The sequence below is a fragment of the Terracoccus sp. 273MFTsu3.1 genome (assembly GCF_000383675.1).
Classification (GTDB): Bacteria; Actinomycetota; Actinomycetes; order Actinomycetales; family Dermatophilaceae; genus Terrabacter.
On the sequence record NZ_KB911826.1, the window covers coordinates 134,450 to 150,552 of the forward strand.

At 72.8% G+C, this 16,103-nt stretch carries 11 protein-coding genes and 1 tRNA gene; 3 read left to right on the plus strand and 9 right to left on the minus strand.

Annotation, left to right across the window (positions count from 1 at the left end; all coding sequences use genetic code 11):
- The gene (locus tag H283_RS0119115) at positions 1-1,449 is read right to left on the minus strand and encodes an NAD-dependent malic enzyme (protein WP_020145134.1); all 1,449 of its coding nucleotides are present in this window, start codon (positions 1,447-1,449) and stop codon (positions 1-3) included.
- A gap of 174 nt (positions 1,450-1,623) precedes the next feature.
- Between H283_RS0119115 and H283_RS0119120 the strand changes: the two genes are divergently transcribed.
- Together H283_RS0119120 and H283_RS0119125 are read left to right on the plus strand one after the other, a co-directional pair.
- Positions 1,624-4,107: an HAD-IC family P-type ATPase gene (locus tag H283_RS0119120; protein ID WP_020145135.1), complete on the plus strand. Its 2,484-nt coding sequence runs from the start codon at positions 1,624-1,626 to the stop codon at positions 4,105-4,107.
- A gap of 175 nt (positions 4,108-4,282) precedes the next feature.
- Positions 4,283-5,518 (plus strand): MFS transporter, encoded by a 1,236-nt coding sequence (locus H283_RS0119125; RefSeq protein ID WP_020145136.1) that lies wholly within the window; start codon positions 4,283-4,285, stop codon positions 5,516-5,518.
- Positions 5,519-5,707: 189 nt separating this feature from the next.
- On the opposite strand, the gene H283_RS0119130 is transcribed toward H283_RS0119125, so the two are convergent.
- The 3 genes from H283_RS0119130 to H283_RS0119140 all read right to left on the minus strand — a co-directional run bounded on the left by H283_RS0119130 (position 5,708) and on the right by H283_RS0119140 (position 7,730).
- Positions 5,708-6,184 (minus strand): GNAT family N-acetyltransferase, encoded by a 477-nt coding sequence (locus H283_RS0119130; RefSeq protein WP_020145137.1) that lies wholly within the window; start codon positions 6,182-6,184, stop codon positions 5,708-5,710.
- The gene (locus H283_RS0119135; protein ID WP_020145138.1) at positions 6,181-7,311 is read right to left on the minus strand and encodes a hypothetical protein; all 1,131 of its coding nucleotides are present in this window, start codon (positions 7,309-7,311) and stop codon (positions 6,181-6,183) included. The genes H283_RS0119130 and H283_RS0119135 overlap by 4 nt, the downstream gene beginning before the upstream one ends.
- Before the next feature lie 345 nt (positions 7,312-7,656).
- A tRNA-Thr gene (locus H283_RS0119140) sits at positions 7,657-7,730 on the minus strand.
- 248 nt (positions 7,731-7,978) lie between these two features.
- On the opposite strand from H283_RS0119140, the gene H283_RS0119145 reads away from it, so the two are divergent.
- Positions 7,979-8,905, plus strand: coding sequence for an NADP-dependent oxidoreductase (locus H283_RS0119145; RefSeq protein WP_196806030.1), 927 nt, complete (start codon positions 7,979-7,981; stop codon positions 8,903-8,905).
- A 102-nt stretch (positions 8,906-9,007) separates the two neighbouring features.
- Here H283_RS0119145 and H283_RS25755 read toward each other — a convergent pair whose 3' ends face one another.
- The 5 genes from H283_RS25755 to tmk form a co-directional block, all read right to left on the minus strand.
- Positions 9,008-10,762, minus strand: a complete 1,755-nt coding sequence (locus H283_RS25755; protein ID WP_020145140.1) for an alpha/beta hydrolase — start codon at positions 10,760-10,762, stop codon at positions 9,008-9,010.
- On the minus strand, positions 10,693-12,492 hold the full coding sequence (locus tag H283_RS0119155; protein WP_020145141.1) for an alpha/beta hydrolase: 1,800 nt from the start codon (positions 12,490-12,492) through the stop codon (positions 10,693-10,695). The genes H283_RS25755 and H283_RS0119155 overlap by 70 nt, the downstream gene beginning before the upstream one ends.
- A complete protein-coding gene (locus tag H283_RS0119160; protein ID WP_020145142.1) occupies positions 12,486-14,039 on the minus strand; it encodes an alpha/beta hydrolase in 1,554 nt (517 codons plus the stop codon). The genes H283_RS0119155 and H283_RS0119160 overlap by 7 nt, the downstream gene beginning before the upstream one ends.
- 189 nt (positions 14,040-14,228) lie before the next feature.
- The gene (locus H283_RS0119165) at positions 14,229-15,389 is read right to left on the minus strand and encodes a DNA polymerase III subunit delta' (protein WP_020145143.1); all 1,161 of its coding nucleotides are present in this window, start codon (positions 15,387-15,389) and stop codon (positions 14,229-14,231) included.
- Positions 15,386-16,045, minus strand: a complete 660-nt coding sequence (tmk, locus tag H283_RS0119170) for a dTMP kinase (protein ID WP_020145144.1) — start codon at positions 16,043-16,045, stop codon at positions 15,386-15,388. Before tmk ends, H283_RS0119165 begins: the two co-directional genes overlap by 4 nt.
- Positions 16,046-16,103: the final 58 nt, after the last annotated feature.

Consider the following 16,103-nt stretch of genomic DNA (forward strand, 5'->3'; position numbering starts at 1 on the left):
TCAGTTGGCGCCGGTCATCGGGATGTTCTTCGCCGGGGCCTTGGGCACGCAGTCGACGATCGCCTTGGCGACGGTCTTGCTCATGTCGGGCTGGAAGACGCTCGGGATGATGTAGTTCGGGTTGAGCTGCTCGTCGGTGACGACCGAGGCGATGGCGTCGGCGGCCTTGATGAGCATCTCGGTCGTGACGTCGGTCGCCCGGGCGTCGAGCAGGCCGCGGAAGACGCCGGGGAAGGCCAGGACGTTGTTGATCTGGTTCGGGTAGTCGCTGCGGCCCGACGCGACGACGGTGGCGCGCTGCGTCGCCTCGTAGATGTCGACCTCGGGGTCGGGGTTGGCGAGCGCGAAGACGATGCGCTTCTCGGCCATCTCGTCGATCCACTCGGGCGCGAGGATGTGCGGCGCGCTGACGCCGATGAAGACGTCGGCGCCCTGGAGGCCGTCGCGCAGGGTGCCGGTGAGGCCGCGCGGGTTCGTCTTCTCGGCGAGGTCGCGCCACGCCGGCGTCAGCGACTCGTCGTCCCGGTTGAGCAGGCCCGGGCGGTCGGAGACGGTGACGTCGACCGCGCCGGCGGCGAGCAGCAGCTGGACGATCGCCGAGCCGGCCGCGCCACCGCCGGAGACGACGATGCGCGCGTCGGGCAGCTTCATGTCGATGCAGCGCAGCGCGTTCTTCAGTGCCGCGAGCACGACGATGGCGGTGCCGTGCTGGTCGTCGTGGAAGACCGGGATCGAGAGGCGCTCGCGCAGCTTGGCCTCGATCTCGAAGCAGCGCGGGGCGGCGATGTCCTCGAGGTTGATGCCGCCGAAGCCGGGGGCGATGAGCTCGACGGTGCGCACGATCTCGTCGACGTCGGTCGTGTCGATGCAGATCGGCCACGCGTCGATGTCGGCGAAGCGCTTGAAGAGCGCCGCCTTGCCCTCCATGACCGGAAGGGCCGCCATCGGGCCGATGTTGCCGAGCCCGAGCACGGCCGACCCGTCCGTGACGACGGCGACCGAGTTGCCCTTGATCGTCAGGCGCGGCACGTCCTCGGGGTGCTCGAAGAGGGCCTGGCTGACGCGGCCGACGCCGGGCGTGTAGGCCATCGCGAGGTCCTGGCGGTTGCGCAGGTTGACCTTGGACTCGACGGAGATCTTGCCGCCGAGGTGCAGCAGGAAGACGCGGTCGGAGACCTTGTGGACGCGGACGCCCTCGAGCGTCTCCACGGCGTCGACGACCTCGGTCGAGTGCTCCGCGTTGCTGGCGGAGCAGGTGAGGTCGATGACGAGCCGGTCCGGGTGCGAGTCGACGATGTCGAGCGCCGTGGTGATGCCGCCGCTCTCGGCGACCTTCACGGCGAGGGCCCCGATGACCGCCGGGTCGGTGCCGGCGTGGATCCGCATCGTGATCGAGTAGGAGGCAGTGGTGGCGCGGGCACGTTGGATCGACTCAGTCACGCGCCCCATCGTCCCACGACCCGAGAAGCGCCCCGGACCTCGTCCGAAGACCGATCAGTAACCTTTGTCCACCACCGGAGGACGAGGGTCGTATGCCGTCGCGCCGGCTTCCCGAGACGCCCACCGCAGCGCTCGCGCGCGTTCCACCGCGGAGGCGGGCACCCGGCATACGACAATGGGCCGGTGACGGCAGACGGGGCGACGCACGGGACGACGGACGACGCGACCCATGGCGGGGCGACCCTGACCCGGCCCGAGGGGCTCACGGGCGCCGAGGTGGCCGAGCGCGTCTCGCGTGGCGCCGTCAACGCGCTGACCGAGCGGACGTCGCGCTCGATCGGCGAGATCGTCCGGGCCAACGTGCTGACCCGGTTCAACGCGATCCTCGGCGCCCTCTTCGTCCTCGTCATGGTGACGGGGTCGTTCGCCGACGGGCTCTTCGGGATCGTCCTCGTCGTCAACTCCGCCATCGGCATCGTGCAGGAGTACCTCGCCAAGCGGAAGCTCGACCGGCTCGCGCTGCTCAACGCCCCGACGACGCGGGTCGTGCGCGACGGCGAGGTGCGGGTCGTGCCGACGACCGAGGTGGTGCTGGACGACCTCATCGAGCTGCGCACGGGCGACGAGGTGCCCGCCGACGGCACCCTCCTCGCGAGCGCCGGGCTCGAGCTCAACGAGGCGAACCTCACCGGGGAGTCCGACCCGGTGCCGCACGGCGAGGGCGACGACATCATGTCCGGCACGAGCGTCGTCGCCGGGTCGGGCCGCTACCACGCGAGCAAGGTCGGCGCCGACGCCTACGTCAACCGGATCGCCGCCGACGCAAGGAAGTTCACGCGCACCCGTTCGGAGATTCAGGAGTCGATCAACACCCTCCTGACCTACATCACGTGGGTCATCGTCGGTGCCCTGCCCATCGCGATCTGGTCGCAGTGGCGCACGGTCGGCGACCAGGGATGGCGCGAGGTCGTCATCCGCTCGGCGGCCGGCGTCGTCGGTCTCGTGCCCGAGGGGCTCGTGCTCCTCACGTCGGTCGCATTCCTCCTGTCCGCGGTGCAGCTGACACGGCGCAACGTCCTCGTCCAGCAGCTTCCGGCCGTCGAGGGTCTCGCCCGGGTCGACGTCGTCTGCCTCGACAAGACGGGGACGCTGACCGCGGGCGAGATCGCGTTCGAGGACGCGCACACCCTCGCCGGGCAGGACGCCGACGAGATCCGTTGCGCGCTGGGGGCGCTCGCCGACGACCCGAACGCCAACGGCACCCTGACGGCCGTGGCCGCCGCCGTCGAGGCGCCCGGCTGGGAGCGCACGCAGACGATCCCGTTCAACTCCTCCCGCAAGTGGAGCGCGGCGTGCTTCGCCGAGCGCTCGACGTGGGTGCTCGGCGCGCCGGAGGTGCTGCTCGCCGCCGACCCGCAGCCCTCTCCGCCCGAGGTGATCGAGTCGATCCGGGCCCGGGTCGCCGAGCTCGCGGACTCCGGGCGACGTGTCGTCCTGCTCGCCCGGAGCGAGACGCACCTCACGGAGGCGACGCTGCCCGCCGACATCACCCCGGCTGCCCTCGTGACGCTCACGGAGCAGGTGCGCCCCGACGCCAGGGCGACGCTCGACTACTTCGCCGAGCAGGGCGTCGCCATCAAGGTCGTCTCGGGCGACAACCCGGTCACCGTCGCCGCCGTGGCCCGGACCGTGGGGCTCGACGTCGGCGAGCCCGTCGACGCCCGCACGCTGCCCGACGACCAGGACGCCCTGCGGGAGGTCCTCGCGGCGCACACGGTCTTCGGCCGGGTCACCCCGGAGCAGAAGCGCGCCTTCGTGCACGCACTCCAGGCCGACGGTCACGTCGTGGCGATGACCGGAGACGGGGTCAACGACGCCCTCGCCCTCAAGGACGCCGACATCGGCGTGGCCATGGGCAACGGGGCCCAGGCCACCAAGGCGGTCGCCGAGCTCGTCCTGCTCGACGGGAAGTTCTCGCACCTGCCCGACGTGCTCGCCGAGGGACGCCGGGTCATCGGCAACGTCGAGCGCGTCGCCAACCTCTTCCTCGCCAAGAACGCGATGAGCCTCGTGGCCATCCTCGCGGCAGCGCTCATCGCCGTCCCCTTCCCGTTCCTGCCGCGCCACCTGACGCTCGTCTCGGCCGTGACCATCGGCATCCCGGCGTTCTTCCTCGCCCTCGGACCCAACAAGCGCCGCTACCTCTCCGGCTTCCTCGGGCGCATCCTGCGTTTCGCCGTGCCGTCCGGGGCCGTCGCGGGACTCGCCGTCATCACGTCCTACCTGCTCGCCGGCAGCAGCTACGGCGTGCCGCCCGACGAGTTCTCGACCCGGTGTGCCGTCGAGTCCGGCGCCAAGACCGTCGCCGACGTCGCCTGCTGGCAGCCGGGCAGCGGCGCGACGATCACGCTCCTCACCGTCTTCTTCTGGATCCTCGTCGTGCTCGCCCGGCCCTTCCGGCTGTGGAAGGCCGTGCTCGTCGCCTCGATGGTCGCGCTCGCCGTCACGGCGTTCGCGTGGCCGGTCGCCGCGTCATTCTTCAACCTCGACGCGCCGCTGCCGCTCGTGTGGCAGTCGCTCGCGGTCGGCGCGGTCGGCGCCGGGCTGGTCGAGGCGATCTACCGGCTCTCGCCCTCGGTGCGCCAGGCCCACCACATGCGCGACTGACGACCAGGCGGATCGTCGCCGGTCGCCGTCCGGCGGCCCACCCGATGAGCGGCGACCGGGCGCCGGTCCGCGACGCCCTACACTGGGAGCTGCACAGGGATCTGGCGTGACCTGTTGGGCGGGTAGGCACGCACCGTTTGTCGCGTACCCCGCGACCAGATCCGGAGCTGCACACGTGTCACCCATCGACTCCTACCGCCACCTCTTCGGCCTCACCGGCCGCACCTACATCGTCGTCGCCTTCCTGGCTCGTATGCCGCTCGCGATGAGCCAGCTGGGCACCCTCCTGCTCGTGTCGTCCGCCACCGGCAGCTACGGCGCGGGCGGCTTCTGCGCCGGTGCCCTCGCCGTGGCCAACGCCGTGGGGGCCCCCTTCTGGGGCGCCCGGGCCGACCGGCTCGGCCAGCGACGCGTCGTCGCCTTCCAGTCGCTCGCCGGGGCGGCCGGCCTCGTCGGCATCCTCCTCGTCGTCAACGCCGGACTCCCTTGGGGCGTGGCCGCGGTCGCGAGCGCAATCGCGGGTCTCCTTCTGCCGCAGATCGGTCCGCTGGCGCGCGTGCGCTGGCGCCCCATCACCGCCGAGACCGGGGCCCGCCAGCACCGGCTCGTCGACGCCGCCTTCTCCTACGAGGGCGCGGCCGACGAGGCCTCCTTCGTCCTGGGCCCGGCGCTCGTCGGGCTCGGCGTCTCGCTCGCGAGTCCCACGGCGGCGCTGGCGCTCGCGGCCGCGGGCCTCGCCGTCTTCGGCACGTGGTTCGCCCTGCACGAGACCGCGACGGTCACGCACGCCGCGACGTCACGGACGAGCGGCGCCGTCGGCCGGCTGATGACCCCCGCCGTCGTCGTCCTGTGCGCCGCCCAGCTGCTCGTCGGCACCGTCTTCGGGTCGGTCCAGACCGGCACGTCCGTCCTCGCCACCGCCGCAGGCTCCCCCGGCCTCACGGGCTACTTCCACGCGCTGCTCGGGGTCGGCAGCGTCATCGCCGGTCTCGCCGTCGCAGGACTCCCCGCCCGGTTCGCGCTGTCGGCGCGGCTGCGATGGTTCGCCGTCGGCCTGCTCACCCTCTCGGCGCCGCTCCTGCTCGTCGGGTCGCTGCCCGCGCTCGTGCCCGTCCTGCTCGTGCTCGGCCTCACCGTCGCGCCCTACATGATCACGACGTTCACGCTGGGCGAGCGCGTCACGCCGCCGTCCCGCACCGGCGCCGCGATGACGGCGCTCGCCGCGGCCACGGGGCTGGGCTACGCGGTCGGAGCCGCGCTCGCCGGACGCCTCGCCGACTGGGGCGGCCACACGCCGGCGTATGCCGTCACCGTCGGCGCCGGCGCCGCGGCCGTCCTCGTCTCGTGGGGATTCCGACGGGTCCTCGAGCGCGCCCAACCGCACGAGGCCGCGCCGGCGACCATCCCCTGAGCCCGAACGGTGCGCGGTAGCACCTCTGAGGCCAGCCAGCACCCCCTGCACCTCCAGCGCCACGGCCCCCCGAACCGACGCGCACCGGCCCGCGAACCCGACCACTCAGGCGCCGCGGCCCCCGAACCGACGCGCACCGGCCCGCGAACCCGACCACCCAGGCGCCGCGGCCCGCACACCGGCGGGGCGTCAGCGGTCGAGGCGGAGCCGCATCGCAGGCCAGGCCGTCGGGGTGAAGCCGAGCTCCTCGTAGAGCCCCGACCCCTCCCCAGTCGCGAAGAGCTCGACGACCGAGGCCTGCGTCTCGTCGCGCAACCAGTCGAGGACGCCGACGACGCACGCCCGGGCGAGGCCCTGCCGGCGCGCCCGAGGATGGGTCGCGACGTTGTTGACGAGACCCCAGACACCGTTCGGGTTCACGGGCGAGGGGGTCTCGAAGCGGAGCGCCGCCATGGCCCCGGCCACGACCTCGCCGTCGGCGTCCTCGGCGACGACCACGCAGGCCCGGCCGCCGTCGAGCTCCCGCTCGAACCACGCGGTGGCCGCCTCCTGCCAGCCCGGGTCGTCGACGCCCGGCACCCCCATCGCCGAGAACATCAACGCCCGCAGGCCGACCACGACGGCAGCATCCGCGGCGGTGGCCCTCCGCGTCGTCCAGGCCGTCACCGGACGGCACCACCCGTGAACGCCGGGGCGAGCGGCACGTCGGTGGCGGCATACGTCGTCTCGACGGCACGCGCCAGCCGGAGCGCGACCTCGGCGAGCTCGGGCAGCGCCCGCCCGAGCGCCGCGGTGCGCAGGAAGCGGTGCACCCGGTCGGGCATGCGCGGCATCGGCTTGACCGGGTTGACCCCCTGCGGCTCCCCGTCGACGAGCCCGGCCAGGCACCAGCTGCCGGCGAGCCAGGCCCACGCCTCCGTCGCGAGGTCGAGGTCGTGGTCGAAGTCGGCACCCAGCACCTCGGGCCACTCCAGGGCCACGGCGTCCCGCCATCGCCCCAGTGCCACCTCCGCGGCCGACGTCTCGAGCGACCAGGCGCACCAGCACGTCGGCCACGGCACCCGGAGGTAGGCCGCGTCCCAGACGACCGGTCGCCACAACGCGAACTCGAAGTCGAGCAGGACGAGCCCCGCGTCGCGGACGAGGTTGTTGTCGGGGCACATGTCGGCGGCGGACAGGCTGCAGGCATCGACCCGGAAGCGGTCCGGCACCTTCGCGATCACGTCGAACGTCCCCGCCGGCACCGGGACGTCGAGGGCAGCGGCGAGGCGTTCCCACACCGAGACCGCCTCGGCGAGATGTGCCGGGAGGTAGTCGACGTCGACCGGCTCCGACGAGCGGGACAGCACGCCGGCCTCGAAGGCCTCGCGCACCTGGTGCCCGGCCCGGTGCAGACCCGCCACGGCCGTGGCCCACCCGGACAACGTGGTCGAAGCCCGGTCGGCGTCGTCGCCGAGGAGCGCGTCGGCCAGGTGAGTGCCGTCCCCGAGGTCGCCCATGACGACGAGGCGCGGGTCGCTGGACTCAGCCACGAGGGTCGGTGTCTGCGCGACCCCGGTCAGCGCCTCGAGAGCGGACGCCTCGCGGGCGTAGGCCTCGCGTCCCTCGTCGCTGAGGTAGCGCTTGACCACGAACGAGCGGCCCGACGGGTCGACGGTTCGCACGACGAGCGTGCGGCGGCTGCCGGGGAAGGGCTCGCCCACGGCTCGCAGCGGGCCTCCGACGAGACCGGCGGCGACGGCCAGCGTCTCGGCCAGGACGTCCTGGCCCACGTCTGCCCGGGTCGCGCTCACCGGGTCACTGTGCCAGATCGACGGCGGCCCGGGCTCGACAGGCACCTTTCGACAAAAGCCCCACGACGAGCCATTCCAAAACTTCTCACCACAAATTTGTCGAAAGTCCGTACACGTGGCGACAGGTTCATTACTGTCACACCTGTAACACCCCCACGGCTGGCACGCACCCCCCCATCCGCACCAGCCTCGAAGGAGCCCGTCCTGCGCGCGCGCAGGTGGGCTCCTTCGTCATTCCGGGAGTATGCCGTCCCGCGGGCCAGGGATGCGCCCGCGCCGTGGCGTGTCGGACACGGAGAAGGCCCCGCCGCCTGCGACGAACGCAGGTGACGGGGCCTCGAGCCGAGCCGCTTATCGGAATCGAACCGATGACCTATTCATTACGAGTGAATCGCTCTGGCCGACTGAGCTAAAGCGGCTGGTCGTGCAGGCCGCGACGAGCGCGACCGGGCACGGAGGTTGAGTATACGCACGACCCTTGCCGGAGAAAAATCGTGCCCCGACGAGGCCGTCGGCACGTCGCCACCGGCCGCGATCGAGCCGGTGCCGACCCCCGGGAATGCCGCGCCGACCCCTCGGCCTTGACCTGAGGAGACCCCCCGGAACCCCACCGGCCATTCCCCAGGAAGGACCCACGATGACCGAGTCGAACGCCTCGACCGCGACGATGCGCGCCATGACCTACGACACGTACGGCGGACCCGAGTCGCTGGCCCTCACCGCGCAACCGCGCCCCAAGGTCGGGCCCGGAGAGGTGCTCGTGCGGGTGCGATCCGCGTCGGTCAACCCCGTGGACTGGAAGCTCATGTCGGGCGGCCTCGACGCCGTCATGGACGTGCGGTTCCCCGTCGTCCCGGGGTGGGACGTGTCCGGGGTCGTCGAGGCGGTCGGCTTCGACACCCCCGAGTTCTCCCCCGGCGACGAGGTGCTGGCCTACGCCCGCAAGGACTACGTCCACGGTGGCACGTTCGCCGAGCTCGTCAGCGTGCCGGTGCGCACCGTCGCCGCCAAGCCCGCGTCGATGTCGTGGGACGAGGCGGCCGGCCTCCCGCTCGCGGGCCTCACCGCCCTGCGCCTGCTGACCCGCCTCGAGGTCGGCGAGGGCGACACCCTGCTCGTCCACGCCGCGGCCGGCGGCGTCGGCTCGCTCGCCGTGCAGATCGCCAGATCGCTCGGCGCCCGTGTCATCGGGACGGCGTCGGAGAGCAACCACGCCCGCCTGCACGAGCTCGGTGCGGAGCCGGTGACCTACGACGACGGCGTGGTCGACCGCATCCGTGCACTCGCTCCCGACGGCGTCGACGCCGTCGCGGACTTCGTGGGTGACGTGCTCGACGTGACGACGGCCGTGCTCGCCGACGGTGGACGCCACGCCTCGATCGCCGACGGGTCGGTCGCCGAGGCCGGCGGCAGCTACGTCTGGGTGCGGCCGGACGGCGCCGAGCTGGCCCGACTGACCGCGCTCTTCGAGGACGGCACCCTGACGGTGCCGGTCGCTCAGACCTTCCCGCTCGAGGAGCTGGCGGACGCCTTCCGGCTCAGCCAGGAGGGGCACACCGCCGGCAAGATCGTCGTCCGGGTCTCGACCGACTGACCGACTCAATGACTGCCCGAGCCGACTGACCGAGCCGACCGGCCGAGCCGGCTGGGTCGAGGCCTCCGGCGTACGCCGTCGCGGCGTCGGGGCCTTGCAGCGTCAGGCGTCGCAGACCTCGCCGTTGCGGGGCGCGAGTCCCCGCACGAGGTAGTCGTCGACGATCGCGTCTGCGCAGTCGTTGCCGTTGGCATAGACCCCGTGGCCGTCCGCGTCGACGAGCACGAAGCGCGACCCGAAGATGCCGTGACCCATCTCGCGCGTGCCGTCGGGAGGGGTGGTCAGGTCGCGCTCGTTGGCCAGGACGAGCACCGGGGACGTCGCGTCCACGGTGAGGATGAGGTTGGTGCGCTGGGTGCCCACCCAACCCTCGCAGGAGTCCGTCGGCACGCCGTGGAGGTGCGCGTAGACAGGGTGCTCGGCGAGGACGGAGGCACTCGGCTCCATCTGCGACGTCGCGTCGAGCGGCCAGTCCGCGCAGTGGATCGGCAGGTGGCTCTCCTCGTAGCCGCCGACGTACGACCCGTCGTCGTCACGCATCACCGTGTCCATCGCGGTCCACACGAGGTCGGTGCCGTCACCGTCCTCGAGCGCCACGTGGAGCGCGTCCTCGACGTCCGCCCAGGAGTCGGGGTAGAGGAGCACCGCGTTGATGGCCGTGACGGCCCAGCCCTCGGTGAGCCGCGGGATGCCCTGCGCGTCGCTCGGGAGCGGTTTGCGGTCGAGCCGGTCGAGAAAGGCGAGCAGGCGGGTGCGTGCCGTGTCGACATCGTCACCGAGAGCGCAGTCACCCTGGTCGACGCAGTCCTGCAGGAAGGCGTCGAGCCCGTCCTCCACCGTCGCGGCCTCGTCCTCGGCCCAGCCGTCGACGGCGTCCTGCGAGGCCGAGTCCGACGCGAAGTAGTCGGGCGAGACCGCCGAGTCGATGACCATGAGCCCGATCCGGTCCGGGAACTGGGCGCCGTAGAGCGCCCCGATGAGCGTGCCGTAGCTGATGCCGTAGTAGTTGAGGTGGGCGTCGCCGACGGCGTCACGCATGACGTCGAGGTCGCGCGCCACCTGCTCGGAGCCCATGTTGCGGGCGAGCGCACCGCCTCGGGCCAGGCACCCCTGGAGCCGAGCCGTCCGTGACGCTACGGCCGCCGCCTTCTCGGCCTTGGTGTCCGGGGTGGGATCGGCCGCGTACATCGCGTCGAGGTCCCTGCTGCGCAGGCAGGCGAAGCCGCCCGACTCACCGATGCCGCGTGGGTCGAAGCCCACGACGTCCCAGACCTCGCGGACGTCGTCGGAGAAGAAGTCCCGGGCCTCCATCGCGAACTCGAGTCCGGAGGCGCCAGGGCCACCGGGGTTGATGAAGAGCGTGCCCTTGCGTGCCTTGGGGTTGCCCGCAGGTACCTTGCGCAGGGCGATCTCAACCGTCTCCCCACGCGGTGCGAGGTAGTCGACAGGGACGCGCACCGTGCCGCACCGGTCGTCGTCGGAGCCCCGCCCGTCGCCCGTGACGTCGCAGGCGTGCCAGCTGATCGTCTGGTCGTAGAAGACGTCGAGACCCTGGGCGGGCTCCGACGTCGGCGTGCCGAGCTCGACCCGGTCGCGCTGCGGTGCGTCACCGTCCGCCCCGGCGGCGCCGTCGGGGTCCGGGCTCGACGAGCCCGCCGCCGAAGTGCCGGACGTGCCGCCGCTCGCGGCGTCACCATTGGCCTCGCCGGTCCCGTGGGGCGGGGCGGCGGCAAGCAGAACGAGCGCCGCGAGGACCGCGACGGAGACGATGGGCGCGAGCAGTCGGCTCAGCAGGTCGTGCCGTCGCGCGGCGCCGTTCCCCTGAGCAGGTACCCGTCCACGGCGGAGTCCACGCACGAGTTGCCAGCGTAGTAGGTGCCGTGCCCGTCGTGGTCCGAAGTGAGCAGAACGCCCGAGGCGAGATCCTTGGCGAGCTGCTTCGTGCCGCCGATCGGCGTCGCCGGGTCACGCTCGTTGCCGATGACGAGGATCGGGTCGGCGCCGGCCGCGAGCGTCGTTCCCTTGGGAGCGCGCCCGGCCGTCGGCCACGTGCGACAGTTGTCGTAGAGCTCACCGGTCATCCGGGCCCACAGCGGGTGCGCGGCCTTGGCCTTCTTCTGCTCCGCGGCCAGGGAGGGGTCGCCCGCCGACCGCGGCCAGTCGGCACACCGCACCGGGATCATCGCCTGCAGGTAGGTGCTCGGGGCGTAGTCGCCGGTGATGCCGCGCTCGACGACCGACATGCCCTTGGCGAGGAGGATGTCCCCCTTGCCGGTGAACGCCTGGGCGAGCCCCTTGTCGAGCGTCGGCCAGGACTGGTCGGAGTAGAGGCACATGAAGATGGCGAAGCCGACCCATCCCTCGCCGATCCGGGTCAGGCCCGGCTTCGTCGTCGTCAGGCCGTTCTTCTCGACGCTGTCGAGCAGGTCGACGATCTTCTGGCGGGCGCCGGCCTTGTCGCTGCCGAGGGCGCAGTCGGGCCGGGCGACGCACCAGTCGATGAAGGCGTCGATCGAGGACTCGAAGCCCTGGATGTCGTACGTCATCTCCTGCTGCTCGGTCTGGTTGGGCGACATCGCCGAGTCGAGCACCATCCGGCCGACCTTCTTCGGGAACGTGTCGGCGTAGATCGCGCCGAGGAACGTGCCGTAGGAGCCGCCGAAGAAGTTGAGCTTCTCGTCGCCGAGGAGCACCCGCATGACGTCCATGTCGCGGGCCACCTCGGTCGTGCTCATGTGCATCGCCCGGTCGCCACCGCGCGCCGCGCAGCGCTTCGTCACCCCGTCGACGTCGGCGAGCAGGGTCGAGCGCTCGGCCGCCGAGTCGGGCGTCGGGTCGGCGCTGAAGAGCAGGTCCATGTCGGAGTTGCTCAGGCACCGCACCGGGCTCGACGCCCCGATCCCCCGCGGGTCGAAGCCGACGATGTCGTAGGCCGCCCGGACCCCCGGAGAGAAGACGAACGACGAGTACTGGGCGTACTCCACCCCGGAGCCGCCGGGCCCTCCGGGGTTGATGACGAGCGAGCCGAGCCGCTTGGACGGCTGGGTGGCCGGGGCCTTGCGCAGCGCGAGGGTGAAGCGGTCGCCGGCCGGCTTGGCGTAGTCGACGGGCACCTCCATCGTGGCGCACTCGTGCTTGGCGTTGTCGGCGCACGGCGACCAGCCGAGCTGCTGGGTGTAGAAGGGCGCGAGGGCCGCCGGGTAGTCCGCCCTGACGCTGCCGTTCGGCGCCTGCGTCGCGGGCGGCACGTCCGTGGTGCCCGGTGCCGGGACGCCTGACGCCGGTGCCGTGACCCGGGGCTGGGCGACGGTCGGCGGGTTGCCGATCCGCCAGACGGCGAGGACCAGCGCTGCGACGACGGCCACCACGGCGACGGCCGCGAGCACCGGTCGCAGCGACGACCGGGCCGTGCGGCCCGTCCCGGGGCCGCCGGTGGGCGCGGGGTGCGCGGGGTCTCCGGACCCACCGGGCCCGTCCGTGCCACCGCGTCCGGCACCCGGCGAAGGCGCCGGGTAGGAGGGCGGAAGGGCGGCATACCCCGTCGGTGCGTCCGGAAGGTCGTCGGGACGCGGGTCCTCGTTCAGCACTTGAGTCCGTCCTTGGGCACGCGCCCTTGCACGTAGTAGGCGTCGATGGCGCTGTCGACGCACGTGTTGCTCCGACCGTAGGCGGTGTGGCCGTCGCCGTCGTAGGACACGAGCACGGCGTTGTCGAGCTGGTCGCGCAAGCGCTTGGACCACTCGTAGATCGTCGCGGGGTCGCGCGTCGTGCCGACGACGACGATCGGGTCGCTGCCGGGGGCCGCCACCTTGTGCGGGCCGACGGCTGACTTCACCGGCCACACGCCGCAGGGCAGGGCGCCCCACGCGAGGTTGGCACCCCACGTCGGCGCCTTGGCCGAGAAGTCCTTGGCGTAGGTCTCGTAGGCGGACAGGTCGGGGCTGTCCGGTCGGTCGAGGCAGTTGACGGCGTAGATCGACTCCATGAGGTTGCCGTCGTAGCCGCCACCCGGACGACGGCCCGCATAGGCGTCGGCCAGCTGCATGAGGGACTGGCCGTTGCCTGACTTGGCCTCCCGGAGGGCGTCGGTGAGGAAGCCCCACGAGCCCTGGTCGTAGAGCGCGACGGCGACACCGAGGCGGGCCCAGCCCTCGGTGAGCAGCGGCGCGCTGGGGTCGCCCGTCGGCAGCGGCTGCCGGTCGACCTGGCGGAAGAAGTCGTCGAGGCCCTTGAGCGCGGCCTCCGGGGTCGTGCCGAGGGGGCAGTCCTCGGTGACACAGTCCTCGACGTAGGCCTGCGTCGCGATCTGGAACCCCCGGGCCTGGCCCTCGCCGAGCTCGGCGCTCGTCAGGTCGGGCGGCACGACACCGTCGAGGACGACGCGGCCGACGCGCTGCGGGAAGAGGTCGGCGTACGTCGAGCCGAGGAACGTGCCGTAGGACTTGCCGAGATAGTTCAGCTGGGTGTCACCCACCGCGGCCCTGAGGATGTCCATGTCGCGGGCGGCGTCGGCGGTCGAGAGGTGCTTGACGAGGTCGGGGTTGTCCTTCTGGCACCCGTCGGCCATGGCCTTGGCCTGCGTGACGAGCGCCTGCTCCTCGGTGGCGTCGTCGGGCGTCGGATCGGCCGCGAGGAAGTGGTCGAGCGCCTTGTCGTCGAGGCAGTCGATCGGGTCGGAGCTCGCGACGCCGCGCGGGTCGAAGCCGACGAGGTCGTAGTAGCGACGCACCTCAGGGCCGCCGATCGTCTCGGCTCCGCCGCGGACGTACTCGATGCCGGACGCGCCGGGGCCGCCGGGGTTGACGAGGAGCGAGCCGAGGCGCTTGGCCTGGTCACGGGCCTTGACCCGGGCGACCTTGATCGTCAGGTCCTTCGACGGGTCCGGGGCCGCGTGGTCGAGCGGGACCCGCAGGTCGGCGCACTCGAGGTCGCCGCACTTCTTCCAGTCGAGCTTCTGGGCGTAGTAGGGGGCGAGAGCAGCGCTCGGGGCCGCCGTGGCCGCCGGGAGGCCGGTCTTGGAGGTGGGCCCGACCGGGGGCTCGCTCGTCGTGCAGGCCGCAGCAGCCAGCACCAGCGCCAGGGTCGCCGCGGTGGCGGTGAGGGCGCGGGAGATGGCGGCAGGGCGTGTCGTCATGCCGGAAACCGTAACCGGTCGACCTGTAGGCGGCCGCCCCGGACGACAGGTCGTGACCGCATCGAGGCCGTATGCCGTGTCGCCCGGACCGTCTGCCGCGCCGGCTCCCGCACGGGGCGGGTCGTAGGCCCGCCGAGCGCTCCCCCGTCACGCATGAAGAACCTCACACCACCGGCCGACCCGGGTGGGTCAGATGCCGAGGTCGCGCGGGACCCGCAGCTGCAGAGCCATCGCCTCGAGCGCGAGCAGCGGCGACACGTTGGCGTTGATGCGGTCGCGGGCCTCGTTGATGGCGTCCATGGCGGCGAGCAGCTGCTCGGGGCTGAAGACCCCGGCGAGCGCGCGCACCTTGTCGACGGCGTCGGGGTTGACGAGGTCGACGTCGGAGCGCAGGCGCAGCACGAGCGCGTCGCGGTAGATCGAGGTGAGGTCGATGAGGGCCCGGTCGACGACGTCGCGGGCCGAGCGGGTGGCCCGCGTCTTCTGCTCGCGCTCGAGGGCGGCGAGCTGCGAGCGGATATGGGGCGGCTGGGTGCGCGCGGTGGGGTCGGCGCCGAGCGTCTCCATGAGGTGCGCGCGCTCGGCGGCGTCGCGCTCGGCGCTCGAGGCGGTCGACTCCTCCTCGGCGATCTGGGCGAGGTCGGCGGCGGCGCCGATGGCGTCACCGACCCCGAGGATCTTGGTCGCCATGGCGATGACGTCACGGCGGCGGATGCGGGCCTGCTCGTCGCGAGCCAGTCGGCGCGCGAGCCCGACGTGCGACTGGGCCGCGCGCGCGGCATACAACGCCATGGCGGGGTCGACCCCGTCGCGTCGCTGGAGCAGCTCGGCGACGGCCTCGACCGGCGGTGTGCGCAGACGGACGTGTCGCGACCGCGAGCGGATCGTGACGATGACGTCCTCGAGGCTCGGGGCGCAGAGCATCCAGACCGTGCGCGGCGTCGGCTCCTCGAGGGCCTTGAGCAGCGCGTCGGCCGGGGCGTCGGTGTAGGCGGTGAGGCGGTCGGCGTCCTCGATGATGATGATGCGCCAGCGGCCCACCGACGGGCGCAGCGCGGCCTCCTGGACGAGCGCCCGGGCCTCGGCGACCTTGATCGACAGGCCCTCGGTGGCGACGACCTTGACGTCGGCGTGGCTGCCGTCGAGGGCCGTGCGGCACTCGCGGCACTGGCCGCAGCCACCGTCGGGGCACTGGAGGGCGGCGGCGAAGGCCCGGGCGGCGGTCGAGCGGCCCGAGCCGGGCGGACCGGTGAAGAGCCACGCGTGCGTCATCGCGGACTCGTCGCTGACGGCACGCGAGAGCGTCTCGATCGTGGGCTCCTGGCCGACGAGGTCGGCCCACACGGTCATCGGCGGGCCGCCATGACGCGGTCGACGCCGTCGACGACGCCGGCGTGGAGCCGCTCGACCGACCCGGTCGCGTCGAGGACGAGGTAGCGCTCGGGGTCGGCAGCGGCGAGCTCGAGGTAGCCGCGGCGGACCGCGGCGTGGAAGGCGTCGGCCTCGGACTCGAGGCGGTCGTGCACGGTGCCGCGGCGCGCCCGGCCCACCTCGGGCGAGACGTCGAGGACGATGGTCAGGTCGGGCAGCAGGCCACCGACGGCCCAGTGCTGCAGGGCGGTGATCTCGTCGCGGCCGAGCTCGCGGCCGGCCCCCTGGTAGGTGATCGAGCTGTCGACGTAGCGGTCGGTGATGACGACGGCGCCGCGCACGAGCGCCGGCTTGATGAGCTGCTCGACGTGGTGGGCCTTGTCGGCCGCGAAGAGCAGCGCCTCTGCCCGCGCCGCGACGTGGTCGCCGTGCAGCACGAGCTCGCGGATCTGCGCGCCGAGCGGCGTGCCTCCGGGCTGGCGGGTCACGACGACCTCGCGGCCCCGCTGCTCGAGGGCCTCCGTGAGCAGGCGCACCTGGGTCGACTTGCCCGCGCCGTCGCCGCCCTCGAAGCAGACGAAGAGCCCGGGGGCGGTGCCCTGCCGATGGGTCGCGGCCGCGAGGTTCTCCGTCACGCCCCGACCCTATGCCAGCGCCCGGACACCGGACCCGCGTCCCCGACGTCTCACCCGC

Excerpts from the sequence above, each read along its gene's own strand:
- H283_RS0119115 (WP_020145134.1), bottom strand. The coding sequence starts at position 1,449 with ATGGGGCGCGTGACTGAGTCGATCCAACGTGCCCGCGCCACCACTGCC.
- H283_RS0119145 (WP_196806030.1), top strand. The coding sequence starts at position 7,979 with ATGCGCGCCATGACCTACGACACGTACGGCGGACCCGAGTCGCTGGCC.
- H283_RS0119160 (WP_020145142.1), bottom strand. The coding sequence starts at position 14,039 with ATGACGACACGCCCTGCCGCCATCTCCCGCGCCCTCACCGCCACCGCG.
- H283_RS0119165 (WP_020145143.1), bottom strand. The coding sequence starts at position 15,389 with ATGACCGTGTGGGCCGACCTCGTCGGCCAGGAGCCCACGATCGAGACG.